The following is a 15,594-nucleotide window of genomic DNA, read 5'->3' on the forward strand; positions in this document are numbered from 1 at the left end:
TTTTCTAAGATATAGAAGTTATTGATTTACAAATATTCAGATATTTTCTATCGGTTCTATCAGTGAGGAATGGATGAATGTAGTAGCAACTGCCATAACACCTTCTATATTCACCACTACACGACGGTCGTGACGGAGACGCACAAACTCGCCAACAGCTCCTTCAAAAACTCCGCCTGTGATGCGTACTTTAGTACCTTTCACTAACTTCAGTTCTTCCGGTTCCACATAAATAACAGCCTCATCGTACGTGCCCGCAACTAATATGAAACTGCGCATCTGTGCATCCGGAATAATGACAGGCTGACGAGTTTCCCGATTCATAATATAACGGACAGGAATATTCAGAGCATAATTATTTTTAATTTCGTCAATACATGCACGCGTGGAACGGATAAAGACTAAATTGTGTATGGCAGGGACAAGCTTGCGAACACGACGTTCGTTTCTCATGATATATTCATAATGCATGGGAATGAAATTCTCTATATCCGCCTTATCCAAATAGTCTTTGAGAGACAATTCACGACTGTAAGTTACGCGGACAACATACCAATGTAATTGGCAATCTCTCTTTAATTGACAATTAGAAATATACTGCGATTCAGATTGAATATTTTCTGATGAACGTGGCATTACCAAGTAATAATCGTAAGGTTTCGGATAAAATAAAGTCGTGTGAAAAGGATATTCTTTGGGGACACCGGAGTAACAAAGTACCTTCCGATCAATTCATGTAATGCAATTATTTCCAATAGTTTAGTCTGCATCCATATTATCCCAAAATTCCCCACTATCACAGAAAGAGAATGTTGAAACAGTTATGTGATCAATAAGCTCTTTTAAGGAGCTGAAAACTAATAATTTAAAAACAAATATGTGTTTTTAGACGTTCGTTTAATAAACGCAAAGATATGGTAGTTTTTTGTATTGGCAAAATGTTTGATAGGAAATCTTTGGATTTTATAGCTAGCATATAAGTTAAATGCCTGTTTATTAGATAATAATCATTTGTAATTATATCAGTCAACTTTTGCGTTTTTTCATATATTTCCACTTTATATCGTTTGCTTCTGAAAGGTGTTTATTAAACGAACGTTTAAAAAACACTTCTCAAGCCTATCTTCCCCCTATTTTTCAATATTAGCAAAGTAGAATCAAAAAAGCCCGCAATGAAGTTAACATCATTGACTATAATAAGTTAACATCATGCAAACAGCAAGTTAACTTATTACAATACAAGAAGTTAACATCATTACAAAGAAGATGTTAACTAACTATATTTTCATTGATTACATATCTTAAAGCAGTTCTTTCAATTCATTGCAAAGCCGTTTCTTTACCTCTTCTATCGGCACTTCCTTTCCCAACTCTTTTTGAAGCGAAGTTACCCCTTTATCTATAAATCCGCAAGGATTGATATAGCTGAAATAGCATAAATCGGTATTAACATTGAGGGCCAGGCCATGCATTGTGACATAATGGCTACTACGCACACCGATAGCACAGATTTTACGGGCACGTGGAGAGTTTCCATCCAACCATACACCGGTAGCTTTCTCCACACGACCGGCAGTTATCCCATAAGAAGCACAGACACGTATCACCGCTTCTTCCAGCAAGTGCACATACTCTTTCAAACCCAAAGAAAACTCTTCTAAATTCAGGATAGGATAACAAACAAGCTGTCCCGGCCCATGATAAGTAATATCACCTCCCCGGTCTATATGATACAACGAAGCTCCTACTGCACTAAGTTGTTCTTCACTCAGCAGCATATTGCCTTCCTTGCCACTGCGCCCCAGCGTATATACATGCGGATGCTCACAGAGTATAATATGATTTACATACTCCTCTCCCACTTGTTTGGCATGCACAAGCGCATCAAAACAAGCCGTCTGTCTGTCCCATGCCTCAGCATAGGGAACGTTTCTCCAATCAGATATTTCCAGTCTCATAGAGCAAATGTACTACATTTATTTCATACTCCGTATATCACCAAATCACATAATTTATGATTAAGGGCTATGTTTGAGCCTCAATTAAACTAATGCAAAAGCACGATATTCCAAAAAGGGACATCATATTAGTAGTAAATTTCAGCATTTTATATCATTTTGCAACAACAAATTTATATAGAAATATAACACTGAATTTGATTTTTTCATAATTTTGCAACTACCAAGGCATAGAGACAAGTCTCATTCTTATTAAAAGCGCATATCACATTTTTGTATTTTAATAACTTTGTGCCTCAGATACTATAAACACAAAATAACATGAAAGACATGAAAAAAATTATTGTAGCATCGGATTCATTTAAAGGCTCATTAACTTCAATAGAAGTGGCTAATGCTGTGGAAATAGGAATTAAGAACGTTTTTCCACAGTGTAATGTTATCAAAACAAATGTAGCGGACGGTGGCGAAGGAACAGTAGAGGCCATTATTAAATCTTTAGGAGGGGATCTGTATACAACTGCTGTTACAGACCCTTTAGGAAGACCGATAGAAGCAGAATATGGAGTTGTTAATTTAAACGGTGTAAAAACGGCTGTTATAGAAATGTCTTCTGCCAGTGGTCTCCCGCTATTGCTTCCTGATGAACAAAATCCCTGGATTACTTCTACATATGGAACCGGTGAAATGATTTTAGATGCATTGAACAGGGGATGCCGCAAATTCTTGGTTGGAATAGGCGGCAGTGCTACTAATGATGCAGGTACAGGCATGCTCTCTGCATTAGGAGTGAAATTCTTTGATAGCCAAGGACAAAGGTTAAAAGGCTGTGGCAAAGATCTTAAATCCATTGCTCAGATAGATATGTCATCTCTTGTGCCCGAAGCACGAAAATCAGAATTCATTGTGGCTTGCGATGTCAATACTCCTTTTTGCGGGCTTAATGGAGCAGCACATGTTTTTGCTCCCCAAAAAGGAGCAGATCCTCAAATGGTAAAGGCTTTGGATGATGGCATGTATTCATTTGCTAAAATTATAGCAGAGCAATTCCAAAAAGACATAATACCATTGAGTGGAGCAGGTGCAGCCGGCGGATTAGGTGGTGCTTTTAAAGCCTTTTTGAATGCCAGACTAACCAAAGGTATTGAAATGGTGCTTGATGCCATTGGGTTTGATTCGATTCTTGAAGGAGCGGACCTGGTCATTACAGGAGAGGGACGGATAGATTTTCAAACTGCTACGGGCAAAACTGCAGCAGGGATATTGAGACATGCCAAACAAAAAGGGATCCCTACCCTTGCAATAGGTGGATCAGTGGAAATATGCCAGGAACTTAAAGAAATGGGCTTTATCGGTATATATTCTATCATAAATACTCCTATAAGTCTTGAAAAAGCCATGCAGAAGGATTCGGCAACAGCCAACATGCAGTCTACGGTAGAGCAAATCCTAACCACAATAAAATATTATACTGAGAACAAATAAGAATAATTTAAACTACTAATAAAATACGATATGAACAGTGCATTAGCGGCAATGTTAGGGCTGACTTTGTCTATTATATTAATTGTCAAAAAAGTATCCCCTGTATATAGTCTTATTTTAGGTGCGTTAATCGGTGGATTACTGTCGGGATGGGGATTACAAAATACTGTTACAGAGATGATATCCGGAATAATGGAGATTTCGCCCGCCATTATACGTATATTAGCAGCGGGAGTGCTTACAGGAATGCTGGTAAAAACAGGCGCAGCTTCCACCATATCAGAAACTATCATTAAAAAACTTGGACCGAAGCGAATTTATTTAGCTCTCGCTTTGGCTGCCATGTTGCTCACCGGCATTGGAGTATTCATCGATGTAGCGGTTATCACTATTGCTCCTATTGCTCTCATTGCCGGAAGCAGGCTCAATTTGCCTAAAAGTAAATTATTAATAGCCATGATCGGCGGAGGAAAATGCGGAAATATTATTTCACCCAATCCTAATACCATTATTGCCGCCGAGAATTTTGGAGCATCATTGCCTTCTGTTATGGCTGCCAATATAATACCGGCACTTATTGGATTGTTATTTACAGTATATGTCATAGTGCCTCTATTGCCGAAGAATGCAACCTTGCAACCTTATAAATTGCCGGAAGAGAAAGAGCACCTTCCTTCTTTCCTAAGCAGTATGGTTGCACCGATTGTAACCGTAGCCCTACTTGCACTCCGTCCTTTGGCTGGAATTGCCATTGATCCGTTAGTTGCTTTATCGGCAGGAGGAATAGCGGGAATTATAGCAACCCGCAATTGGCATAAGACCAATGAATGCCTGTCCTATGGATTAGAGAAAATGTCCTCTATCGCTATACTTCTAATTGGCACAGGTGCTTTGGCAGGTATTATAAAAGCCTCGGACATTAAAGATATTTTAATACATCTGCTTGCCAACTGGAATGATGGCGGAGTTATTATGGCACCTCTATCAGGTATTTTGATGTGTGCCGCCACTGCATCCACCACAGCAGGGGCCACTATCGCCTCCGCTTCATTTGCTCCGTCTATACTTGGAGCAGGAGTAGCCGCCACTTGGGGAGCTGCCATGATTAATGCAGGAGCCACCGTACTGGATCATCTTCCTCATGGTTCCTTTTTCCACGCAACAGGCGGAGCAGTAGGCATGGGAGTCAAGGAATTGCTAAAACTTATTGTTTACGAAACTGCTATTGGTTTGATCTTGACAATAAGCAGCGTGTTCCTCTATTTCATTGTGATATAATCTTTAGCAACCTTTTATATTACTAATACGAAAACAATCAATAATAAAAAAACACTATGAAACTGAAAAAACTCATTATCACTTTTTTCTTATTACCCACCACTTTCGGGTATGCACAGACACAATCCACCCAAATTGTTGCCCACCGCGGTTTTTGGAAAACCAATGGTTCGGCACAAAATTCCATAGCCGCACTGATGAAAGCCGATTCTGTCGGTTGTTACGGTTCTGAATTTGATGTATGGCTCACCGATGATGACCAGCTGGTGGTGAACTGGAGCAGTGTTTTCAAAGGAGTAAATATGCAAGAATCAACCGTCAAAGAGTGTACAGCTATCGTATTGGATAATGGAGAGCACCTTCCTACTTTGCAAGAATATCTGGAAAAAGCCCGTAACCTGAAAACCCGCCTCATCTTGGAATTAAAGGCTCACAAAACTCGAGAACAAGAAACGCGTGCCGTAAAAAAGATTCTAAAAATGGTAAAGGGCATGGAGTTGGAAGATCGTATGGAATACATTACTTTCTCACGTCATGTTGCCAAAGAATTTATTCGCCTTGCCCCCAAGGGAACCCCGGTCTATTATCAAGAAGGCGACCTATCTCCCAAAGAATTAAAAGAATGGGGATGTACCGGACCAAACTACCGCTTAAATGTGTTCCGGCAACATCCCGAATGGATTAAAGAATGTCATGATTTGGGCATGAAAGTAAATGCATTCCCTATAGACAATACTGATGACATAAAATGGCTGATAAGTCAAGGTATAGACTATATCACTACCAACGAACCGGTGAAACTGCAAGAGATAATACGGGAAAAGCAGTAGGCAAACTACTATTCTTGGCTTTAATAGCCATTAAAAATAATCCCTGTTCAATACCTAGTTTTTCGATTCATTTCCACAAAAAAGTGTAACTTTGCGCAAACCAAAAAACGACAGCACTATGGAATTTCCTCAAGTTGATCTCCCCGTAGACCTGATTGCATGGACAGATGTGACAGAAGATATTTTGAACATATACAAACAATCATGCCGTCTGAAAGCATGTATCTTCGCTTTGTGCATTGAAGGCTCCATTACGGTATCTATCAATTTAATGGACACAGAGATTAAACAAGGAGATTTTGTGACTCTCCTCCCTGGCACTATCATTCAGTTCTACGGGCAAAAGGAAAAGGTCCGAATTGGATTTGCCGGATTCTCAGAGCATTGCCTCAACGGGGTCAACATAATCCAGTCTACCATGAATTCGTACTCCAAGATTATAGAAGCACCCGTTATACCTCTCAACGAACCTATTGCTTCTTATTTCAAAGACTACTTTTCATTGCTGGCACGCATCTCCACCGGACCGTATATGCCCAAAACACGAATGGCGCAAAGTGTGCTGAACATGTTTCTCTATGGGATCAATGAGCTGTACAGTAACCGTCCGGAGTCCCAAAACAGAATTAAAAGTCGAAAAGAGGAAATCTGCCGGGAATTTATACAACTGGTTATCGAAAACTATACTACCGAACGCCGCGCACAATTCTATGCCGAAAAACTGGGCATATCCCTGCAACATCTCAGTACCACAATCAAACTGGTAACCGGGAAAAATGTACTGGATCTAATTGCCCACGTTGTCATCATCGACATAAAAGCCAAGCTGAAATCCACCGACATGACTATTCAAGAAATAGCCTATTCGCTTAATTTCCCCAGTGCCTCATTCTTCGGAAAGTACTTCAAGAGACACATGGGAATGAGTCCGCTGGAATATAGGAACAGCTAATCTTAACTGCGTATCAGCGTGACGCAGGAAAGCAGTATGACGATTACAGCCAACATCGGTGTCAGCAGTATGCCATACACCGGGTAGAGAATACCCGCAGCTATTAATACGCCTATCAGATGATAAATCACCATCCAGAAAGAGTTCTGGTGCATCAGCCGGAGCGTATGGCGAGACAAGCCGAATAACTTGGGAAGTGACTGCAAGTCGGAGGATTTCATCACCACCATTGTTTTTTCCACTGTTGCATCATCGGGATTTTCACCCATAGCGATGCTCACATCGGCACAAGTCAGTGCCTGCACATCGTTTATGCCGTCACCTATCATGACAACCATTTTCCCTTGCAACTGGAGCTCACGTATAAAAGTCTCTTTATCGTCCGGCAATGCATCGGGCATATAGCGTATAATCCCCAACTTGCCCGCTATGGTCGAAGCGGTACGCTCACCGTCACCCGTCAACATGCAAATATCAAGTTCGCTTGCCCGCAACTCCCTGACCGCTCCGAGTGCGGCAGCTTTCAATTGATCTTTAACGGCAATAATGGCAAGCAACTCATTTTTACGTCCGAAATAAACAATGCTGTTGCCTTCGGATTCATACTCCACCAGCATATCACCCAAAACATCGGAGAGATAAACGTGATAATCCTTCAGAAGTTTATGACTGCCCACCCAATATTCCGCATCTTTATAGACAACTCTCATCCCTTTACCCTTCAAGACCTCGCAAACGTCTAAACGGGCAGGTGTTATCCCTTCTTCCCGTAAAGCGGTGGAAATAGCAGTTGCCAACGAATTAGTCGAATTCATCTCGGCTGCCAGCAACACTTCTTTAAAATATTCTTCCTGACACTGCGCCCACAACCAAGCTATGACAGTGGGATGTCCTTCGGTCAGCGTACCGGTCTTGTCAAAGACCACTATATCGGCTTTGCTCAGACGTTCCAGTGCAAGAGAGTCTTTTATCAAAATATGCATTCGGGCCGCTTTACCGATTCCACGCATCAGGGCAACAGGAGTAACCAGTCCCAATGCACATGGACAAGCCACTATAAAAATTGAGATAACCGAATAAAGAGCATGCGGCACAGCTTCCATACCGCCAAACAGTATCCAGATAACAAACACAAGAATCGCAATCCCCGTCAAAACAGGGAAAATGATACCGGCCATACGGTCACCATCATGCAATTCGTCGGGCAGGAAACGAAATACCTTGCCGGTCAGCCCCACAGCAGTAGTCAGTACAGCCACTTCGTAATAGACATACGGCTGAAGTCCCACCTCATACCAGTAATCAGGAAAGAACGTGTTGAACAAACTGAAAAGAAAAGCCACGGACATGCTGAAAGCAATCAGCATATCCATAGTAATGCGCCCCATACGGAACTGTTTCCAGGCATCGGTATAGAGAGATACGCCTAAAAACAGCAGTACAGGAATGGCCAGCAACATCTGTATTTCATTGCCATAAGTCACATGATCACGAAATATGGACAGCAACAACAACGGAACTGCAAACAACCAGGCACCGGCAGCCTGCATCTTCAAACTGCGGTAATGCCTGTTGCGTTCCTCTACGTTACCACTTTCCATACTATCGGCATGTTCCGCGCAATACTGTTTTTGCGCAGAACATACCTTCTTCAATATATTGCTCATTCTATTTATATTTTAGGGGGTTGTTACTTTGACTTTAATAAAGCAACAACCGGAATGGGCTGTTTGTTCAGATAGAAAGTTTTAACCGTTTGCAGGAATTAATTTTTTCTTTTTTATGCATGGAGTTCGTTAATAAGTTCTATATTTGTCGATAAAGATTTTTGAATGAAATGTTGATTTATAAACGAAATTCAATATGAAAAAGCAAACTGTCAGCCTACTTGTCCTTCTGCTTGCGGCAAGCGGCTTTTTCTTTTCTTGCGGTAACATCATGAACAAAAATGCCGGAGCGTTGGAGTTCGACAGTATACAAGTAAATGAAACGGCACACCTCTTCGGTGATACTGCCAAACCGGCATGTAACCTTATCATCAATCTTACGTATGTCTCCAAGTCATCCGACGAAAAGATGAAGGACAGCCTGAACACCTATTTCCTGTCTGCCTGCTTCGGTGAGAAATATATGAACATGACTGCCGAAGAAGCCGTAAAGAAATACACAGAAAAGTACGTTAGCGACTACCGGAAAGACTTGGAGCCGATGTACCGAAAAGACGAACAGGACAAAGAGAGTGCCGAAGACATAGGAGCATGGTATTCTTACTATAAAGGCATAGAAAGCCACGTGCAACTGTACACCGGACATCTGCTCGTCTATCGCATCGACTACAATGAATATACCGGCGGCGCACATGGCATTTATATGTCCACATTCCTCAATCTCGACCTGCGCACATTGGCTCCCATCCGTTTGGACGACCTCTTTGTAGGCGACTACAAGGAACAGCTCACAGATCTCTTGTGGAACCAGCTTATGGCCGACAATAAAGTGACCACCCGCCAGGAACTGGAAGACATGGGATACGCCACTACCGGCGACCTGACACCCACCGAAAATTTCTATCTAAGCAAAGAAGGCATTACATTCTATTATAATGTATACGACATCGCCCCTTATGTAATGGGGCCGGTGAAGATCACATTGCCATACGAAATGATGCAACATCTACTGGGCGACGGCACGATGGTACTGAACGAAGTGCGTAATTCATAAACCGCCCCCTCATTCATAACTCATAATTCAGAAAATAATAATGGAACTTATCCTAAAGTATTTTCCAGACCTGACAGAGGAACAGAAAAAGCAGTTTGCCGCACTGTACGACCTTTATACGGACTGGAACTCTAAAATAAACGTCATTTCGCGTAAAGACATTGAAAACCTGTACGAACACCACGTGCTCCACTCTTTGGGCATAGCCCAAATAATTCGCTTCAAACCGGGTACAAAGATTATGGACTTAGGCACAGGAGGAGGATTTCCGGGTATTCCGCTGGCTATACTTTTCCCCGAAGTACAATTTCATTTGGTGGACAGTATCGGTAAGAAAGTACGCGTAGCCACCGAAATAGCAAACAGCATCGGACTGAAAAACGTTACTACCCGCCACGCGCGTGCCGAAGAAGAGAAACAGTTGTTCGATTTCGTAGTGAGTCGTGCTGTTATGCCCCTTGCCGATTTACTGAAAATCATCCGCAAGAACATCTCCCCCAAACAGCAGAATGTTTTTCCCAATGGACTAATCTGCCTGAAAGGCGGCGAATTGGAGAAAGAGGCGATGCCTTTCAAAAACAAAACCACCATGTGGAATTTGAAAGAATTCTTTGAAGAGGAATTCTTCCAAACTAAAAAAGTAGTGTACGTTAGCAATTGAGAATTAAAAGTTAAGTTGAACGTTGATAAATCATAAATCTGAAATCATATCATGAAGATAAAGAGATTTGAATTTAATATGTTCCCCGAGAACTGCTATGTACTGTGGGACGAAACCAACGAAGCCGTAGTCATTGATCCCGGATGTTTCTACGAAGAAGAGAAACAGGCTTTAAAGAACTTTATCATCAACAATAAACTAAACGTAAAGCACCTGTTGAACACACATCTGCATCTGGACCATATTTTCGGCAATCCTTTCATGCTGAAAGAATTCGGTCTGAAAGCGGAAGCCAACCAAGCCGATGAGTTCTGGATTGACGAAGCGCCTAAGCAAAGCCGCATGTTCGGTTTTCAGCTACAAGAGCCGCCCGTACCATTGGGAAGTTACCTTCACGACGGTGACATCATCATTTTCGGAAACACTGAACTGGAAGCAATCCACGTACCGGGACACTCACCGGGCAGTCTGGTGTATTATTGTGCGGCAGAGCATTGTATGTTCTCCGGAGATGTTTTGTTTCAAGGCAGCATCGGTCGTGCCGACCTTGCAGGAGGCAACTTTGACGAACTGATAGAGCATATATGCAGCCGCCTGTTCATACTCCCCAATGAAACGATTGTTTATCCGGGACATGGAGCGCCTACAACCATTGGCGTTGAAAAAGCGGAAAACCCATTCTTCAGATGATAACTTTAAACAATATATACGTATGAAAAACGACCTGTTGGCTAACCGTCACATCGGTATCAGCGAAAAAGATGAAGCACAGATGCTTCACAAAATCGGCGTGGCAAGTCTGGACGAACTGATTGATAAAACCATCCCGACAAACATCCGCCTTAAAGCACCGCTGGCTCTGCCCGAAGCCATGACCGAATATGAATTCGGATGCCATATTGCAGAACTGGCTGCCCAAAATAAACTTTACACAACTTACATCGGTATGGGCTGGTACAACACCATCACGCCTGCCGTAATCCAGCGTAATGTATTTGAAAACCCCGTTTGGTACACCTCCTATACGCCTTATCAAACAGAAGTGTCTCAAGGACGTTTGGAAGCCCTGATGAACTTTCAGACTGCCGTTTGCGACCTCACCGGTATGCCTCTTGCCAATTGCTCCTTACTGGATGAGGCAACTGCTGCTGCCGAAGCTGTAACAATGATGTACGCATTGCGTCCGCGCGAAATGCAGAAGTCGGGAGCCAATGTAGTATTCGTAGACGAAAGCATTTTTCCGCAGACACTGGCTGTCATCACCACCCGCGCCATCCCGCAAGGCATTGAGATACGGACCGGGCGATACAATGAAGCAGAACTCACTCCGGACACTTTTGCCTGCATATTACAGTACCCGAATGGCGACGGCAATATAGAAGACTACCGCACTTTTGTGGAAAATGCACATGCTGCCGGTTGCAAAGTGGCCGTTGCCGCCGATATACTAAGCCTTGCCTTGCTCACCCCGCCGGGAGAATGGGGAGCAGACATCGTGTTTGGAACAACCCAAAGATTAGGTACGCCGATGTTCTACGGCGGCCCGTCGGCTGCCTATTTTGCCACACGTGACGAATATAAGCGCAATATGCCGGGACGCATCATCGGCTGGTCTAAAGATAAATACGGAAAATTGTGTTACCGCATGGCTCTGCAAACCCGCGAGCAACATATCAAACGTGAAAAAGCAACTTCAAACATCTGTACAGCACAGGCACTGCTGGCCACAATGGCAGGTTTCTATGCCGTATATCATGGACCGGAAGGCATCCGCACCATTGCAAAACGTATTCACAACATCGCCGCATATCTGGAAAAAGAAATCAGCAAATTGGGATACAAGCAAGTGAATGTACAATATTTCGATACACTCCGCTTTGCCCTGCCAGACAACGTATCGGCACAACAAGTCCGTACAGTTGCCCTAAGCAAGGAAGTGAACCTGCGCTATTTCAAGAACGGTGATGTGGGCATGAGCATTGACGAAACAACGGATTTGGCTGCAGTAAACGTTTTACTTTCCATTTTCGGAATTGCAGCCGGAAAGGACTATACCAAAACAACCGATATCCCTGAGAGTTGCACCATTCAGCCGACATTCCGGCGTCAAAGCACTTATCTGACACATGAGGTATTCAATAGATACCATACGGAAACGGAAATGATGCGTTACATCAAACGACTCGACCGTAAGGACATTTCATTGGCACACTCCATGATTTCGCTTGGTTCGTGCACCATGAAGCTGAATGCCGCCGCTGAAATGCTGCCACTCAGCCGTCCTGAATTTATGAATATGCACCCGCTTGTTCCTGAGGAACAGGCAGAAGGCTATCGCGAGCTTATACACAATCTCAGCGAAGAACTGAAAATAATAACCGGATTTGCCGGAGTAAGCCTGCAACCTAATTCAGGTGCTGCCGGAGAATATGCGGGGCTTCGTGTAATCCGCGCTTATTTGGAAAACATAGGTCAAGGACACCGTAACAAAGTGCTGATACCCGCTTCGGCTCATGGTACTAATCCGGCATCGGCTGTTCAGGCCGGTTTCACCACTGTCACCTGTGCCTGTGATGAGCAGGGAAATGTCGATATGGCCGACCTGCGTGCCAAAGCCGAAGAGAACAAAGACGACCTTGCCGCATTGATGATTACCTACCCTTCTACCCATGGTATCTTTGAAACGGAAATCGTGGAAATCTGCAAGACTATCCATGCATGCGGTGCACAGGTCTACATGGACGGCGCCAACATGAATGCACAAGTAGGCTTGACCAACCCCGGATTTATCGGTGCTGATGTCTGCCATCTGAATTTGCATAAAACATTTGCTTCCCCTCATGGCGGAGGCGGACCGGGTGTGGGTCCTATCTGCGTAGCCGAACATCTGGTTCCGTTCTTACCGGGACACGAACTTTTTGGCAATGCAACCAATCAGGTAGCGGGAGCTCCTTTCGGCAGTGCGGGTATTCTGCCTATTACCTACGGCTATATACGCATGATGGGTACGGAGGGACTGACACGCGCCACCAAGATAGCCATTCTGAATGCCAATTATCTGGCTGCCTGCTTCAAGGACACCTATGGCATCGTCTATCGCGGGGCAACCGGCTTTGTCGGACATGAAATGATATTGGAGTGCCGCAAAGTACACGAAGAAACAGGTATCAGCGAAAATGATATCGCCAAACGTCTTATGGACTACGGCTATCATGCACCAACCCTCTCCTTCCCTGTCCATGGAACACTGATGATAGAGCCGACGGAAAGCGAAAGTCTTGCCGAACTAAATAACTTTGTAGATGTGATGCTTGCTATCTGGCAGGAGATTCAGGAAGTGAAAAATGGAGAAGCGGATAAGGCAGACAACGTGCTGACAAACGCTCCGCATCCTGAATATGAAGTAGTTGCCGACAACTGGGAACATAGTTACACCCGGCAGAAAGCAGCATATCCGATAGAAAGCGTACGCGACAACAAGTTTTGGGTGAATGTGGCGCGTGTAGACAACACACTGGGCGACCGTAAGTTACTGCCTACATGCTACGGATGCTTTGAATAGAAATATTGAGAGGATATATCGAAAGATATATCCTCTTCTTTTATGCCATAAAGGAATTTAACGGATCACAGTTACCGTACCTTCCGCCAATTTCTTATCTTTCATGGGAGCACCCTCAGGAGCATAGCCCAAAGCGGCACAACCATATACACGATGATTTTCGGGAACACCGAGCTTCATAAGGAAAGCGCGCACATCGGGATCGTCACAAGTCTGCCCCAACTGGTTGATCCAACAGGAACCGATACCAAGAGACTTAGCGGCCAGGAAGATATTCTGCATGGCACAGGCACAGTCCATAGACGCCCACCATTGGGTAGGTTCGTTGGAAACGATAATCAGAGTCGGAGCATGATAATAGCAACAGTAGGTTTCGCTATGTCCCCGCTCTTGCAGACGGGGCTCGTCGCTCTTAGCAAAAGCACCTTTTATCTTTTCATTCAGTTCTCTCAATATATCAGCATCCTGAATGGCTGTGAAATGCCATGTCTGGTAATTCATACCGCTGGGAGCATACGTTGCCGCTTCCAATATAAGATTCAAATTTTCTGCGGAAACCTGCTGTTCCGTATAAGTGCGCACACTGCGGCGCGACTTAATATTTTCCAATACTTCGTTCAACATTGCACGTCTGTTTTTTATGATTCAATGCTTGGGATCACCTCTTCAGCAATCCTATCTTTACGTTTAACTTAAAGTAATATACACCATTCTCCCGTTCCAGGAAACCGTATTTGTCTTTGTCTACCGACCCCTTCTCAAAACGGCTGTTCTGATAAAGGAAATCGGCAAAAGTCTGCCGTTCGGACTTATGATAACAGAGAACCTCACCCTCTCCATTGGTCAGCAACAGCCCTTCTACGGCAGAATCCGTACCGTTGTAAATCTTAGCCGGACGCATGCCCAATGCAAGTGCCAATAGGAACTGCTTCATCTTAAACTCATAGAAACAATGTTTGTTTATCAATTCATCCTTTATCTTCAAGGGATTCATTTCCTTGATGCGTTCCGTCAGTTCAGAGACGCGGGTGATGCCGTCCAGATGCATGGTACGCACCATTTCGGCCAACATACGGGGAAAATGCAAATCTATCATCAACAGATTGCAACGGAACACACGATCGGCAACATCGGAATATTTCAGCACCCCGCCCAAACGCTCAATCATCATCATGCGTTCGGCAACTTCCGTAGGCGATTCGGGCAAGGCGTTCACCTTGTTCACAGTGGGTACGGCAAATTTCACGCCACTTTGCTCCAGCTTCAGATTGGCAGTGCGCCCACCGTCCAGCAGAGGATTCATACGGCTGAGGCGACAACGGACAGTAAAACCCGTCAGCGGAGCATCCACGCTCCAAAAAGCTACGGAGAAGTCCGTACGATCCTCTGTTTTGGATTCCAAATCGTAGATGTTCACCGCATCCAGAAAGGCTTCCAATCCTTCGGAAACTTCCACTTCCTCTCCCGGCTCGTTCCGCAACAGATGAAGTATGATTTCCGCCGCATCGCCAAAGTCCGCACGAGGGAACGAAAGCACTTCCTTCTCTGCCGACGCAATGAATGTACCGTCTTTCTCCACTACACCACTGACAATACGAACATCCTCTTCCTCTATATAATAGCGGCGTGTACCGTCATGTTCCTCTCTCTGTATCAGCGCAATGGGCCAACACTTTCTATCATCTTTCTGTGCCTTCGGAGTACCCCCGAAAACTTTTCCATCCGCCAACAAACGGAAGAATGTATAGAGCTCGCCCAGCTCACGCTTAGTCGCTTCAAATGCCATATCAACTCAATTTTTATTAAATAAGTGTACAAAGATAAGTAAATCCATACAAAAGATATGGAATTAACAAACTATTTCCATGCGGAGACGTTCTATCGGATATATGAAACCTAAAAAATAAAAGCATGGAAAAAGAAGAAAATACAGTAACCATCACAGCCACCCCCAACGGTCCTTTTATTGTAGAAGGCCGATTCAAACTGGTGGACAGAGAAGGCAAGGCGGAAATGAAAGAAAACCGGACAGCCCTCTGCCGCTGCGGACGCTCCTACAAGCAACCTTTTTGTGACGGCACGCACCGCAAAATCCATTATAATGATTTATCCTTGAAAAAGATTGAAAAGAGTATCTAAAGGTCCGG

At 43.8% G+C, this 15,594-nt stretch carries 14 protein-coding genes; 9 read left to right on the top strand and 5 right to left on the bottom strand.

Annotated elements, in window-relative coordinates; genetic code table 11:
• Positions 1 to 36: 36 nt before the first annotated feature.
• Complete coding sequence (locus NQ546_RS12485) at positions 37 to 636, bottom strand: UpxY family transcription antiterminator (protein ID WP_085961407.1); 600 nt, start codon at positions 634 to 636, stop codon at positions 37 to 39.
• Between the two features lie 665 nt (positions 637 to 1,301).
• Positions 1,302 to 1,958: a lipoyl(octanoyl) transferase LipB gene (gene lipB, locus NQ546_RS12490; protein WP_004290780.1), complete on the bottom strand. Its 657-nt coding sequence runs from the start codon at positions 1,956 to 1,958 to the stop codon at positions 1,302 to 1,304.
• 330 nt (positions 1,959 to 2,288) lie between these two features.
• Between lipB and NQ546_RS12495 the strand changes: the two genes are divergently transcribed.
• From NQ546_RS12495 to NQ546_RS12510, 4 genes are all read left to right on the top strand, one after another.
• A complete protein-coding gene (locus NQ546_RS12495; RefSeq protein WP_029429262.1) occupies positions 2,289 to 3,443 on the top strand; it encodes a glycerate kinase family protein in 1,155 nt (384 codons plus the stop codon).
• 30 nt (positions 3,444 to 3,473) lie between these two features.
• The gene (locus tag NQ546_RS12500) at positions 3,474 to 4,721 is read left to right on the top strand and encodes a GntP family permease (RefSeq protein ID WP_004290778.1); all 1,248 of its coding nucleotides are present in this window, start codon (positions 3,474 to 3,476) and stop codon (positions 4,719 to 4,721) included.
• A 56-nt stretch (positions 4,722 to 4,777) separates the two neighbouring features.
• The gene (locus tag NQ546_RS12505) at positions 4,778 to 5,551 is read left to right on the top strand and encodes a glycerophosphodiester phosphodiesterase family protein (RefSeq protein WP_004290777.1); all 774 of its coding nucleotides are present in this window, start codon (positions 4,778 to 4,780) and stop codon (positions 5,549 to 5,551) included.
• A 118-nt stretch (positions 5,552 to 5,669) separates the two neighbouring features.
• Positions 5,670 to 6,503 (top strand): helix-turn-helix domain-containing protein, encoded by an 834-nt coding sequence (locus tag NQ546_RS12510; RefSeq protein WP_004290776.1) that lies wholly within the window; start codon positions 5,670 to 5,672, stop codon positions 6,501 to 6,503.
• A 2-nt stretch (positions 6,504 to 6,505) separates the two neighbouring features.
• Here the strand turns inward: NQ546_RS12510 and NQ546_RS12515 are convergent, their stop codons facing one another.
• Positions 6,506 to 8,170 (bottom strand): heavy metal translocating P-type ATPase, encoded by a 1,665-nt coding sequence (locus NQ546_RS12515; protein ID WP_004290775.1) that lies wholly within the window; start codon positions 8,168 to 8,170, stop codon positions 6,506 to 6,508.
• Positions 8,171 to 8,366: 196 nt separating this feature from the next.
• On the opposite strand from NQ546_RS12515, the gene NQ546_RS12520 reads away from it, so the two are divergent.
• From NQ546_RS12520 to gcvP, 4 genes are read left to right on the top strand one after another with little or no spacing between them, the layout of a single operon-like run.
• Positions 8,367 to 9,224, top strand: coding sequence for a DUF3298 and DUF4163 domain-containing protein (locus NQ546_RS12520; protein ID WP_004290774.1), 858 nt, complete (start codon positions 8,367 to 8,369; stop codon positions 9,222 to 9,224).
• Between the two features lie 40 nt (positions 9,225 to 9,264).
• Positions 9,265 to 9,885 carry a 16S rRNA (guanine(527)-N(7))-methyltransferase RsmG gene (gene rsmG / locus NQ546_RS12525; RefSeq protein ID WP_004290773.1) on the top strand — a complete coding sequence of 207 codons (621 nt, stop codon included), beginning with the start codon at positions 9,265 to 9,267 and terminating at the stop codon, positions 9,883 to 9,885.
• A gap of 51 nt (positions 9,886 to 9,936) precedes the next feature.
• Positions 9,937 to 10,575 (top strand): MBL fold metallo-hydrolase, encoded by a 639-nt coding sequence (locus tag NQ546_RS12530; RefSeq protein ID WP_004290772.1) that lies wholly within the window; start codon positions 9,937 to 9,939, stop codon positions 10,573 to 10,575.
• Positions 10,576 to 10,597: 22 nt separating this feature from the next.
• On the top strand, positions 10,598 to 13,447 hold the full coding sequence (gene gcvP, locus NQ546_RS12535; protein WP_004290771.1) for an aminomethyl-transferring glycine dehydrogenase: 2,850 nt from the start codon (positions 10,598 to 10,600) through the stop codon (positions 13,445 to 13,447).
• 57 nt (positions 13,448 to 13,504) lie between these two features.
• On the opposite strand, the gene NQ546_RS12540 is transcribed toward gcvP, so the two are convergent.
• Both NQ546_RS12540 and NQ546_RS12545 read right to left on the bottom strand, forming a co-directional pair.
• Entirely contained in the window at positions 13,505 to 14,071 is a 567-nt protein-coding gene (locus tag NQ546_RS12540) for a nitroreductase family protein (protein WP_004290770.1), read from the bottom strand.
• 34 nt (positions 14,072 to 14,105) lie between these two features.
• Entirely contained in the window at positions 14,106 to 15,233 is a 1,128-nt protein-coding gene (locus NQ546_RS12545) for an HpaII family restriction endonuclease (RefSeq protein ID WP_004290769.1), read from the bottom strand.
• A gap of 125 nt (positions 15,234 to 15,358) precedes the next feature.
• Here NQ546_RS12545 and NQ546_RS12550 point away from each other — a divergent pair, with 125 nt between their 5' ends.
• On the top strand, positions 15,359 to 15,586 hold the full coding sequence (locus tag NQ546_RS12550) for a CDGSH iron-sulfur domain-containing protein (protein WP_004290768.1): 228 nt from the start codon (positions 15,359 to 15,361) through the stop codon (positions 15,584 to 15,586).
• Positions 15,587 to 15,594: the final 8 nt, after the last annotated feature.

Source organism: Bacteroides eggerthii (assembly GCF_025146565.1).
Lineage (GTDB): Bacteria > Bacteroidota > Bacteroidia > Bacteroidales > Bacteroidaceae > Bacteroides > Bacteroides eggerthii.